Genomic DNA, 11,796 nt, shown 5'->3' with positions numbered 1-11,796 from the left:
TTTGGTGCACTTACCTGCCACCGCAACAGGTTTTCAACAAAGGCATAATTGCGGAGGCCTATAAAACTGATAAACCTATGTTAGTAGCCACGCCCACCAAAGAAGAGTTTGTATTGGAGATACACCAGCGCCTGAGCGATGTATACGGCCGCCAGATCAAGTACTTTCATGACCTGGACCCTCTGAGCGAGCTGGTGTCGGCACTACTATCACACCGGACCAAGAACCGCGACTCGGGGCAGGCGTTTAAGAACTTGATGGAGATATTTGGTACCTGGGAGGCCGTTCGTGATGCCCCTACCGCCGAGGTGGAAGCAGCCATTAAACCCTGCACCTGGCCCGAGCAAAAGGCGCCCCGCATACAGCAGGTGCTGCGCCTGGTGACCGAGCGTTGCGGCGACCTATCTCTCAACTTTTTGCAGGATATGCCCGTGGCCGATGCCCGTAAATGGCTGGAAGAAATGAACGGCGTAGGCCCCAAAACCAGCGCGGCGGTACTCTCCTTTAGTAACCTGCGGGCCAAGGCACTGCCGGTAGACTCGCACCACTTTAGGGTGGCGGCACGTTTAGGTATTATTGATGCCAAAATTGGCGAGGCTAAAGCCCATAAGGTATTGGAGGACCTGTTGCCGCCCGATTTTACCGCCCAGGAAATGTACGACAACCACCAGGTAATGATGCGCCACGGCCAGCAAATATGCCACCATTACAAACCGGAATGCACAAAATGTGTGCTGCTGGATTTATGCCCTACCGGGCAGAAACTGGTGAGTAAGTGACACTACCGTGCCAGTGTTCACGTTCATGTGTCGTGAACGCTCGTGAACGCTTTTTATGACGTTTAAGTAGGTGAAATTTAACTGATTAGAATTTAAATTCTATTTAAGATGTTGATATTTAAATCAATACATCACTATCTTAAATTTTATTCATAATTAAACTTGGTGAGCGTGAACACCCGTGAACACCCGTGAACGTTCATGAACACTTTTCTTGCGCTCGTTTGAATCGAGACGCTTGCCTCTGTTCGGCGTTTGTAACGCCCCTCTACACTCATACAATCGCGTTGCAAACGCTCAACAGAGTACTCACTCGTTGCAAACGAGCGCGAGTGAAGAGCATTTGTACCTTCCCTTGCAGCAGCTGTTAAACATTTCAAATCTTAAATTGATGTACATACATTCAAAAAAGAAGGTAAGTGAAGGTAAGATTTAATAAATTTATACCGAATCATTTGGTTTAAGTTGTATTTAAAAGATTTGAAACACATGAGTGAGTTTTCCAAGTGTTAATTTATATGTAATTCAGCTCCTCATGTCCATTTAGCAATGACTCATTGAGAAAAGTAATGTTTTGATTTCCTATGAAGCTAATCACAATTTTGGAAGAACAAGGTTTTGCAGAAACTGAAATGACAGATATTGAATACATTAATTTTGCTCAAAGATTAGGAACTATAATTCCGAGTAGAATTGATGGCCCCTTAATAGATACTCTCATTCCTAAAGATACAATACTGGCGAATAAACCTTCTCTTTCAATGCGATATGGTTTAGGTGCATTTCCATATCATACAGATGGGGCATATTTAAGAGTTCCTCCTAAATATATTATGTTTAGATATGAAGCAGGTATAGATAGCCCTACACCCACAATAATTAACCCTATATTAAAGTATACTTGTGAGAGCGAATTAAAACCATTAGAAAGAGAATTTTGGTTTGTTAGGGGAAGAAATCTTGATTTTTATTCTCCTATCATAACTGCTAATAAAGAGCATACGAGGCTCTTTATGCGATATGATATTAACTGTATGATATCCAGAAAAGAAACCTCAGTTTTAGAAGATATCATTAATTCAACACGTTTCAAACAAAAAGAAGTCGCTATAGACTGGTTTCCTAAAAAAGTACTAATCATAAACAACTGGGAAACCTTGCACAAAAGACCTAGTGTTAAGATAGAGGAACAATCAAAAAGATGTTTAAAACGAATATTAATAAATGAAAGAAAATATTGAAACCGTCTGGGACTTTGATTTACTGTGGAATAAATGTCAAGTCTATGCAGAAAAGGCAATGAGTGAACAGAGAGAAAGCCCAATGTTTGGTTTTTGGAGTGCGCTTGTTATAGAGTTTTTAGGTAGGTGTACCCTTTCAAGTGTACATCCAGTTCTATTAGCTGATCCTCGTGAAGGTGAAAACATCTTATACACATTCGGATACAAAAAGGTAAGTGGTCCACCGAAATCTATTGTAGCGAAAACAGTGTTTGACAGATGCACTCAATTAGTAACAGGTTTCACAAGAATTGAACTTGATAATTGCTTGAAATTGATCGAAAAGCGAAATGAGGAATTGCATTCAGGCTCTGCTGCGTTTCTTTCGTATCCAATTAAGTTGTGGTTGGCGGATTACTATAAGGCGTGCGAAATCCTATTAGCTTTTTTTGGAAAAACGCTAATAGATTTGTTTGGGCATGATGAAGCTCACGGCGCAATAGAAATGATAACCAAATCGAATAATGCGTTAATTGAGGAAGTAAAGAAAAAAATAAAGAGATCCCAATTGTTTTTTGAAGGATTAACACCTGAAGACAAATTGCTTACAATTGAAAATGGAGTTTCAAAAGCAAGAGCCTACAATGGCGATTACTTCAAACTTGAAAAATGCACTGTTTGCCCAGCTGATGGCGTTTTATCCGGAAAAGTAATATCTATTTCTGAAGATAGGTTCGTGGAAGGTAATATTACATATGATAAGATAATTTTACCTACTAAATTTATTTGCTACAGTTGTGATCTTAAATTAAATAGTCATCAGGAATTAAGTTTGGCTGGCTATGGAGGTCAATTTACTCAAACTGCAATTTATGACCCAGCTGAATATTATGGTATTGACGCGCATGAGCTACCAATTGACAACAGCTGGGACTATGGAAATGACTAAGGAATTAATTTCGATTATAGCTGACAATCAATTCAAATTTTTATTAATTAAAATGTTAATACTTTTACTATAACTGTAGTAAGTACTAGGTTGGGAATTAGCTTAATTACAAAGATCAATAATAAATACTAAAAAAAGCCGCCCCATCATCACTGACAAGGCGGCTTTTCTATTCGAGCAAAAACCTAAATTAATACCCGAACAACTGGGTTAAGTTCAGTTTGGTGAGGTCACCGTATTTTTTCAGGTCGTTGTCAGTTACGCGTTTTTCGGAGGCTACCACGCAGTAAGTGAAAGGCTTGCTTTTGATCTCGGCATCGTGGAAGGCTTTGATATCGGCATAGCTTAGCTTGTCAACCGCGGCGTAGGTATTCTTACGATCATCGTAATCCAGGCCGTGGCGCTGGGCGTTCAGGTAGCTGAACAGGATATCGTCCTGCATCACCCTATCTGTTTCTAACGATTTGCGGATGTTTTCGCGCGCCACCGTTACCACTTTTTCAGATTCCGGCAAATCGGTCAGCAGCTCATTCATGCCGGCAATGGCTTCGTTAAATTTATCGGCTTGGGTGCCTACGTAGGCTACAAAGTAGTTGGGGTCTTCCTTTTTGGCCGGAGCCTGGTAAAAGGCGTAGGTGGAGTAAGCCAAAGCTTTAGACTCGCGTATGGTTTGAAACACAATACTGCTCATTCCGCCACCAAAGTAGTTGTTGTACAGCTCAATAGTAGGCGTTTTGGCAGCATCGTAAGGGGCCTCGTTGCGTACCCAGTTGATTTCCGCCTGTACCATATCATAGTCGGCAAACAATACGCGGGTTTTCTCCGGGTTGCTGCGGGTAAACACGGTAGCTGTAGGGTATGGCGAAAACTGATTAGGCTTGCGGTGCAGCACAGTCAACGTAGAAGCCGCCTGTGTAGCCGTTTGCGGACCGTAGTACAAAATGGTATGCTTGTACTGCGCCATGCTGTGCAGCAGGTTCACCAAATCTTCAGCCTTCAGGTTGTCCAATTCCTCATTAGTCAATACGTTGTTGAACGGATTCTTCTCGCCGTACTGCGCGTAGCTCATCAAACCTGCCATAATAGCGGCCTTGTTCAGTTTGGCGTTATCGCGCGATTTCTTTAAGCGGGCCTTCAAACCAGCCAGCGCCTGCTCATCGGGCTTGCAATTGGCAATCAGGTCTTCGTACAGCGATAATGCCTCGTTGAAGTTTTCCTGCAAACCATTAATGCTTACCGTAGTAATCTCAGTACCGGCGTTGATGTTATACGAAGCCGCCAGCTTATAAAAAGCCTTGCTGAAATCTTCGGCGCTCATTTTATCGGTGCCTAAAAATTGCAGGTACTGGGCGGCAATAGGCAGCAGTTTGCTGTTGTAGCTACCCATATCGTAACGGTAATACAGGCGGAACAGGCTGTTATCCTTGTTTTGCACGGCCAGCACATCTACCGGGCCGGCTTTGGCATGCTGTATATCGCGGGCGTAATCCAGCCATTGCGGCAATACCGGGTTGCTCGGCATGTCGTTGATGGACTTCAGGAAAGCCGACTGTGCATCGCGGTTGACCGCCACCGGGGTAATGGTCGGCTTATCTACTTTCACAATGCTCTTGTCTTCGGCCTGGTGCTTGTATACAATTACATAATCGTTATCGGTTAAATACTTGTTGGCAAATGCCACAATTTGCGCCTTGGTGATTTTCGAAAGCTCATCTACATCGGCCACGCGGTTGCGCCAGTCTACGCCAGAAGTAAAAGCGTCCATCAGGTTACCGGCACGGTTGCCATAATTTTCGTTTTGCAGGATGATGTTCTTTTTATCGTTATTCACGATGGATGGAATCAAATCATCCGAAAACTCACCTTTACGAAGCTTGGTAATTTCGGCCAGCATCAGTGCCCGCACTTCGTCCAGTGACTGGCCTTTTACCGGGTTGCCCTGCAAAATCAATACGCTGTAATCCTTCAGGTTTTCGGCACTGGCTCGGGCGCTCAGTAATTTTTGCTTTTTGGTCAAATCCAAATCGAACAAACCGGCTTTACCGTTGGTGAGGATATCGCCTACCAAATTCAGCATTTGTGCATCGTGCGTATTAGCACCAGGGAAACGGAAACCGATAGTCAAATTCTCCGGTGTAGGGCCGTTCACGTCGCGCTGTATCGGGCTGGTAATTGGCTTTTCGGGGCCGAAGGTATAGGCAGGCACCGGCTTATTCTTCATGTACCCGAAATGCTGATCCACCTTCTTGATCATCACATCCGGGTTAAAATCGCCCGACATGATGATGCCCATGTTGTTAGGCACATAGTAAGTATAGTAATAATTGCGGATGGCTTTCAGCGACGGATTTTTCAGGTGCTCTACCGTACCAATGGTGGTTTGCTTGCCGTAATTGTTGTTCGGGAACATAGCGGCAAACAAAGCTTCCTGCACTTTGCGGGGGTCGCTGTCGAGGCCACGATTCTTCTCCTCATACACGGCTTCCAATTCGGTATGGAAAATACGGAACACCGGCTCGCGGAAACGCTCGGCCTGCAAGGTTAAAAACTTATCAACCGATGAGTTGGGGATGTCTTCAGTATAAACGGTTTGCTCAAATGAGGTAAAGGCATTACTGCCCTGTGCCCCCATTGAGGCCATCATCTTATCATACTCGTTGGCAATGGCAAATTTGGCCGCCTCGCCCGAGGTTTGGTCAATCTGCTTGTAGATAGCTTTGCGCTTCTCCTCGTCTTTGGTAGAGTTGTATTGCTCGTAAAGGTTATCAATTTTATCCAGCAGGGGTTTTTCCTTTTGCCAGTCTAAAGAACCGTATTTGTTGGTACCCTTAAACATCATGTGTTCCAGGTAATGCGCCAAACCGGTATGGTCGGCCGGGTCGGTTTTGCTGCCTGCCTTTACGGCAATGTAAGTTTGAATACGGGGTTGCTTAGGGGTTGGGCTTAGGATAACGGTCATGCCGTTTTTGAGGGTGTAGAAGCGGGCATGGGTAGGGTCGCCGGTGACATACTTGTAGGTATAGCCATTAGCGGTAGCCTGCTTCCAGGCGTAAGTGGTTTGCGCAACGGCGGCCGTAAAGCTGCCCACGCTGGCACATACGCCCAGCATCAATAGTTTAAAGTTCATGTTACTTAAAGGTTTAAAGGCTAAATATATAGAATAAACAGCAGGTGTCAATTAAAAACTGAGTTACACCATAAACAACAAAAGCCTGCGCATTGCGCGCAGGCTTTCCATCAAACAATTATTGCTTTATTTAACTAAAACAACACCCCTATGACGCAGCCGGGTAGCTAAATGCTACACCAGTACTAAAATTTATTTTAATATCAATACCGGTTGTTTGGCTTGGGCCGATAAACCGTCGGTAATACTACGGTGGGTAAGGCTGTATAAAAAGCTGTGTTTGCCCGGCAAAGCGATAATCATCTGCGCCTGGTGCTGGCTGGAAAATCCGGTAATAGCGTTCAAGGCATTACGGTTGTTCACGTAATGCAACTGGTAATCATAATTGCGCAACAACTGCTGCAGGTGATTCTCTATCTGGCTGCGCTCCTGGTAATTGGTGGCAGGCTCTTTGGTCGTATTTACGCTGAGTACCAATATTTGAGGTTTCAGCCAATCGTAACGCTTTTCGAGTGCCTGCAGGGCCTTGGTTTTCAATATAGTTTTGTAATCATTGGCCAGCACCACACGTTTAACAGGCTCATAAACATAACCACTGGGCACAACCAATACTGATATAGTGCTGGTGCGGGCAATACCAATGGCCTGCTCTCCAATATAACTTTCATCTACATAACGGTTACCATCACTGCCGATGATCATCAAGTCGGGCTCCTCCTGAGCAATCATCCCCTGGATGGCCCGCAACAGTGGTTGCCGGCTAATGGCGGTTTTTACTTTAATATCGCTACCTACGTGCTGCTGCAGTCGGCTGGCAATCTCGGTTACGTGTAACTCGGTTTGATGGCGTTCCTGCCGGCTGTATTCACCGTTTACCTGTACATAATCAATGGAAGGTAACATCTCGGCATACATAGAAGTATAGCACGATTTGAGCAGGATAATACGGCCTACGGGCGCATCTTTACAAAAAGCGGTTACATAATTCAAAGTATGATCTGAGGTGGTTGAGAAATCAACCGGAACGAGTAGCGTCTTCATAAGCAGGTTGAGTTAATTGGTTATAATATATAACGCTTAACTCTACACTAATGTTATGAAAGGTTAGCGGTCATTTTGCTGATGAGTTTAAGGATGGACTGCATTTCATCTACCGAAATTTCGTTAGAGGCCACGCTATACATTTCGTTCACCCAGGGGTGCAGCTGCTCGCGCAGTTGCTGTGCTTCGGGAGTCAGAAAAATTAGTTTATTACGCCGGTCATTATCATCCTCTACACGGGTAACCAAGTTACGTTTCACCAGGTTATCGATGAGATAAGTAATGCTCGATTTATCTTTCAACGTCAGGTCTGCAATTTCCTGCTGGTTCATGCCGTTCTTTTTCCACAGGTAACCTAGCACTTCCAGCATTTCGAAGCTAAGGTTGATTTGGTGCTCCTTAAACTTTTGGTGAATAAATTGGCGAAGCTTATTCCTGAATTCGGTAATCGCTTTACCCAGCTCTATGCCCAGGTCGGTTTTAGTATCGGCTAACATGACGTTTAACTGTAATTAAATATGAGCGTTAGTGAGCAGCATCAGCTAAACTGACTTTATTTTTGGCGGTCTTTACAAAAATCAGCACAATAGGTACGAAGATAAGGAACATCACCCCTACCCATAAAAATACGTCCATATATGACAGTAAGGTGGCTTGCTGATTTACGGTGCCATCCAACATGGTATAAGCCATTTGCCGGGCCCGGCCCGCATCCATGCCTTTAGCCTGCATACCTGCGGCAAGTTGAGCCACGCGCTGCTGTACATTTAAGCTGTTGTAATCTAAGTGGCTCACTAGATTACTGCGGTGATATTCTGATTGCCGCGATACAAATGTTGAGATCAAAGCCACACCAAAAGAACCGCCCAACTGCCGCATCATGCCCGAAAATGCGGCACCCTGCCCTATTTCTTTACCTTTGAGTGTAGATAACGACATGGTACTGATAGGCACCGAAAGCATGCCCAAACCAAAGCCCCGGATGATGAGCGGCCAAAAGAAATCACCGGCACTGGTGTAGCTGGTAATCACGCCATAGCACATATAACTGTAAATAAAGAAAATGCACATCCCTATGGCAATCAGATACTTTTGCGGTACGCCCCGCTGTATGAGCTGTGCCACCAGGGGCATCATAAAGGCCACAAATAATGTACTGGGCAATTGCAACATGCCCGATTGCTGGGCTGTCCACCCCAGCAATGATTGTGTATACAAGGGAATGATAAAAGTAGAACCAAACAAACCAAAGCCCATGATAAAGGATAGCATAACCCCGATACGGAGGTTACCGTTTTTGAGCACTCGCAATTCAACTATCGGGTGCTCATAGTCCAATTCCCTCCATATAAAGAGCAGAATACCTAGCACTGCTGTAACGGTTAAGGCAATAATTAAACCACTGCTGAACCAGTCTTCTTCCTGGCCTTTTTCAAGCACGTACTGCAGGGATGATACCCCTATGGCCAATAAGGCAATACCCCACCAGTCTACCTGGCTCACTGGCTGCTTTTGCTCATATTGCGGACTCTTTACGTATTGCAAAGTCAATAATGTAGCAATAATACCTACCGGAACGTTGATATAAAAAATGAACGGCCACGAAAAGTTGTCTACAATATAACCACCCAGTGGCGGGCCCAATGTAGGGCCCACAATGATGCCCAATGTGTAAATAGCTTGTGCCATAGCCCGCTTTTCGGCCGGCCAGCTTTCTGTGATGATGGTTTGAGAAGTTACCAGCAGCGCACCGCCACCCATACCCTGAATGAAGCGAAAAATCACCAATTCCCAGATATTGGTGGCATTACCGCACAAGAACGAACATACTGTAAAAATGACAACTGAAGCCGCAAAATAATTGCGCCGGCCAAACTGCTGAGATAAAAAGCTGGTCATGGGTACGATGATCACATTGGCCAATGAGTAGGCGGTAATTACCCAACTGATTTCATTGATGGTAGCCCCTAACTCACCCTTCATATTATTGAGGGCTACGTTAACAATGGTGGTATCAATAATTTCGAGCAGGGCACAAAATACCGCTGTAACGGTAATAATGGTACGCCTGAAGCCATATTCTACCAATGAACCCGGTGCTGTTATTGCTGTAGCCATAAGTAAGTACTATACAAAGTTAAACACCCAATGGTTTGATATCAAACTAATCTATAGTTAATTAATTTCTCGTTGTAAGTGTTATCTAAGAGTACAGAAGAAAATGCACAGCAATAAACAGACACTGTCATGCTGAGGCACTCGAAACATAGGTGCATAGGCCGCACCGATGAACGACTCTGCTGCTACCATTCAACGGTTGGTATGAGTAAAATAAGAGAGCCAAACCATGCGTATAGAGTCTTTGCTATCGCTCAGTATGACATATTAATTTATCATTTATGCCTTTACATCCAGCTTACGTATCTGCGCTTTGTAAGCTGATGGCAGTATGGCTTCTTTAATCAGCCAGTCGAACTTAATGAGGCGGCTGAGGCGATATAATTGGATAACCGGCTTAAGCAAGGGGAAGCCATTTAGCTGTAGGTATTGCCGTACGGTTTGTGATACCACCAGCACCTGTACCTGTTTGAGCAGCCAGTAACGGATAAAACCCAAATGTTTACGGTATTGTTGATAAAGGTCAACAGTGAAATCGCTTTTATACAAATTATCCTGCAAGTGTGCTTCGCGCATGGTTACCCAGGCCGGGTAAGTTTGCGGTAAACCGCTGATGTCCATGCGGACGCCTACTTTGTAAAAGGTATCGAACACCTCGGTTTTTTCAGCATCACTGAGTTTGTGTTCTAAGAGTTCGTACGAGCGGATGGAGTAGTCAATCAACATAAAGAGCACATCACGGTAAGCCCAATCAGGTATCTGTGCACCACGGGCCGCCTCTACGCCCTGGTGAATAGCGGTGATGCGGTCAATGGCAACATGAGCTCCTTCCTCGGTAGAAAAAACAATCTGCCGGGCGTACTCCACAGTGGAAAATAATCGACCCAAGGGGTCAGCCGGTAATTGGCCGGTGAAGTACAACCAATCTACCGCTTTGTTTAATGCAAACTCGGCGGCGGCCCCGGCAAAAATGAAAAGTATGGTATCGGCCTTTCCCCAAATTTCGCGAACAATCGAATTGGGATGGGTGAAGTATTTCATAGTGATTATACAGTTTTTTAATTTCTCAGCTTGTCATTTCGACCGCAGGAAGAAATCTTCTTCGAGCGATAAGTATATCGTAAACAGGCTAAATGAAGAAGATTTCTCCCTGCGGTCGAAATGACAAGAGTATTTGTTTTTTACATTACCTTTTTCAAATTTCCGGCCATTGCCTCTATGATTATTATGGTGATAACGCCCAAAGTATAAGCCAGCATATCAATCCATTCAAATGAGTAGCCCATAATCAGTTTGGCGGAATCGGAGTTGCCCAGGCCCAGTAAGGCGATCAGGTGATAGTACTGCGACACCTCAATGAGATAAGCAAACAGTAGCGTACCTACTGCCACAGGCAGCACCGGCCAGTTAAAAAAGCTTTTAATGAAACAGTAAATCAGGATAACTACCAGGTAGTCGCCGCCGTAAGGGCGGATGATAGCATCTGTCAGATAAGCGCCGATGAGTACCTCGGTGATAAATAAAATAATGGTGAAAACGAAATACACCGGGTTAAACTTAAATTTCATGGTTGTGGGTTAAGGTGATATTGATGAGCCGGTATTTCCAGCTTTTTGATATGATGATACGCAATGAACAGCGGAACGCAGCCAATGATTCCGAATGAGCAATCTACCCACTGCCAGAATACCGGAATACCACGAATGCTGCCAGCCACAAAAGCCAGCGGCAAAATAAACGCACAGGCTATCAAACCAAACTGGATGACCCACACATTCTTAACCGGGTCTTTTAAAGGGCCGATAAACAACAATGCCAGCATTAGGTGGGCAAAGGCCAGCCAATCGGTGCCATAGCTTAAATAAGGATAATTCAAATTTACCTGATGAATGGCTTGGTACACTTGCTCGAACCACGCCTGCATACCTGAAGGGAAAGCGCCTGCATGGGTATTGAGCCAGTGAAGTTCGGTTTCGAGCGGAAATGCCGTAACGCCGCTTAATGCCAGGCCGGTAATCATTATCCATACACAAATGCGTATGATTTTAAGCCGCCGGGTTGAGGTTGGATACTGATAAAAGGTGTTCATGATAGGTAAAGGTTTGAGTTTCTGCTAACAGCTTGATAGTTTGGTTGCGTTGCTGTAGAAGTTTTTTAAGGTATGGCTTCAAAATTAGTTTGTTTACCACCCTGCCAAGCCAACCCAAAGGTGAGCGGAACACAAATTCATCTGTCATTACCGTTTCTCCGGCTGCTGCTTTAAAATAATGGTAATGACGCATCATCTTGAACGGGCCACTTACCATCTGATCGGCAAAAAAGGATGGGGCCTGTAATTCAGTAACCCTAACCTGCATGGTAAATGGAATACCGAAGTGACGGGCTTTCCAGGTTACAGTTTCATTCAGCTTCATTAACCCAGAAGTAATGCCTGCGACAGCACGCTCATGGTGCGCCTGCATAGATTGCAGATGCACATTAATACTTCGGGACAGGTTAAAGCAGGTTTCGAGCGGTGCTTTAATATGGGTGGTGAGTTTGATAATAGACATAATTTGAGTT

Annotated in this window: 11 protein-coding genes; 3 read left to right on the top strand and 8 right to left on the bottom strand. The window is 44.5% G+C overall.

What is annotated here, in order from left to right:
* Positions 1–77: 77 nt before the first annotated feature.
* The 3 genes from ACYVNW_RS03270 to ACYVNW_RS03260 all read left to right on the top strand — a co-directional run bounded on the left by ACYVNW_RS03270 (position 78) and on the right by ACYVNW_RS03260 (position 2,948).
* Positions 78–779 (top strand): endonuclease III domain-containing protein, encoded by a 702-nt coding sequence (locus tag ACYVNW_RS03270; protein ID WP_460678411.1) that lies wholly within the window; start codon positions 78–80, stop codon positions 777–779.
* 602 nt (positions 780–1,381) lie between these two features.
* Positions 1,382–2,020, top strand: a complete 639-nt coding sequence (locus tag ACYVNW_RS03265; protein WP_460678410.1) for a Fe(II)-2OG oxygenase family protein — start codon at positions 1,382–1,384, stop codon at positions 2,018–2,020.
* On the top strand, positions 2,004–2,948 hold the full coding sequence (locus tag ACYVNW_RS03260; protein ID WP_460678409.1) for a hypothetical protein: 945 nt from the start codon (positions 2,004–2,006) through the stop codon (positions 2,946–2,948). The genes ACYVNW_RS03265 and ACYVNW_RS03260 overlap by 17 nt, the downstream gene beginning before the upstream one ends.
* Before the next feature lie 190 nt (positions 2,949–3,138).
* On the opposite strand, the gene ACYVNW_RS03255 is transcribed toward ACYVNW_RS03260, so the two are convergent.
* The 8 genes from ACYVNW_RS03255 to ACYVNW_RS03220 form a co-directional block, all read right to left on the bottom strand.
* Positions 3,139–6,075 (bottom strand): M16 family metallopeptidase, encoded by a 2,937-nt coding sequence (locus ACYVNW_RS03255; protein WP_460678408.1) that lies wholly within the window; start codon positions 6,073–6,075, stop codon positions 3,139–3,141.
* Between the two features lie 192 nt (positions 6,076–6,267).
* Positions 6,268–7,116 carry a universal stress protein gene (locus ACYVNW_RS03250; protein WP_460678407.1) on the bottom strand — a complete coding sequence of 283 codons (849 nt, stop codon included), beginning with the start codon at positions 7,114–7,116 and terminating at the stop codon, positions 6,268–6,270.
* Positions 7,117–7,169: 53 nt separating this feature from the next.
* Complete coding sequence (locus ACYVNW_RS03245) at positions 7,170–7,613, bottom strand: MarR family winged helix-turn-helix transcriptional regulator (protein ID WP_460678406.1); 444 nt, start codon at positions 7,611–7,613, stop codon at positions 7,170–7,172.
* A 28-nt stretch (positions 7,614–7,641) separates the two neighbouring features.
* Complete coding sequence (locus ACYVNW_RS03240) at positions 7,642–9,234, bottom strand: DHA2 family efflux MFS transporter permease subunit (protein WP_460678405.1); 1,593 nt, start codon at positions 9,232–9,234, stop codon at positions 7,642–7,644.
* Between the two features lie 279 nt (positions 9,235–9,513).
* The gene (locus ACYVNW_RS03235) at positions 9,514–10,275 is read right to left on the bottom strand and encodes an oxygenase MpaB family protein (RefSeq protein ID WP_460678404.1); all 762 of its coding nucleotides are present in this window, start codon (positions 10,273–10,275) and stop codon (positions 9,514–9,516) included.
* Between the two features lie 140 nt (positions 10,276–10,415).
* Positions 10,416–10,802 (bottom strand): ribosomal maturation YjgA family protein, encoded by a 387-nt coding sequence (locus ACYVNW_RS03230; protein WP_460678403.1) that lies wholly within the window; start codon positions 10,800–10,802, stop codon positions 10,416–10,418.
* Complete coding sequence (locus tag ACYVNW_RS03225) at positions 10,799–11,323, bottom strand: hypothetical protein (RefSeq protein WP_460678402.1); 525 nt, start codon at positions 11,321–11,323, stop codon at positions 10,799–10,801. Before ACYVNW_RS03225 ends, ACYVNW_RS03230 begins: the two co-directional genes overlap by 4 nt.
* The gene (locus ACYVNW_RS03220; RefSeq protein WP_460678401.1) at positions 11,280–11,786 is read right to left on the bottom strand and encodes an SRPBCC family protein; all 507 of its coding nucleotides are present in this window, start codon (positions 11,784–11,786) and stop codon (positions 11,280–11,282) included. The genes ACYVNW_RS03225 and ACYVNW_RS03220 overlap by 44 nt, the downstream gene beginning before the upstream one ends.
* Between the last annotated feature and the right edge of the window lie 10 nt (positions 11,787–11,796).

The sequence above is a fragment of the Mucilaginibacter koreensis genome (assembly GCF_054783355.1).
Note: the sequence above shows the minus strand (reverse complement) of the source record. Positions and strands in the feature narration are given on the sequence as shown.

Coding starts and splice junctions, on each gene's coding strand:
- ACYVNW_RS03240 (WP_460678405.1), bottom strand. CDS start 9,234: ATGGCTACAGCAATAACAGCACCGGGTTCATTGGTAGAATATGGCTTC.
- ACYVNW_RS03250 (WP_460678407.1), bottom strand. CDS start 7,116: ATGAAGACGCTACTCGTTCCGGTTGATTTCTCAACCACCTCAGATCAT.
- ACYVNW_RS03245 (WP_460678406.1), bottom strand. CDS start 7,613: ATGTTAGCCGATACTAAAACCGACCTGGGCATAGAGCTGGGTAAAGCG.
- ACYVNW_RS03220 (WP_460678401.1), bottom strand. CDS start 11,786: ATGTCTATTATCAAACTCACCACCCATATTAAAGCACCGCTCGAAACC.
- ACYVNW_RS03260 (WP_460678409.1), top strand. CDS start 2,004: ATGAAAGAAAATATTGAAACCGTCTGGGACTTTGATTTACTGTGGAAT.
- ACYVNW_RS03270 (WP_460678411.1), top strand. CDS start 78: ATGTTAGTAGCCACGCCCACCAAAGAAGAGTTTGTATTGGAGATACAC.
- ACYVNW_RS03230 (WP_460678403.1), bottom strand. CDS start 10,802: ATGAAATTTAAGTTTAACCCGGTGTATTTCGTTTTCACCATTATTTTA.
- ACYVNW_RS03255 (WP_460678408.1), bottom strand. CDS start 6,075: ATGAACTTTAAACTATTGATGCTGGGCGTATGTGCCAGCGTGGGCAGC.
- ACYVNW_RS03235 (WP_460678404.1), bottom strand. CDS start 10,275: ATGAAATACTTCACCCATCCCAATTCGATTGTTCGCGAAATTTGGGGA.
- ACYVNW_RS03225 (WP_460678402.1), bottom strand. CDS start 11,323: ATGAACACCTTTTATCAGTATCCAACCTCAACCCGGCGGCTTAAAATC.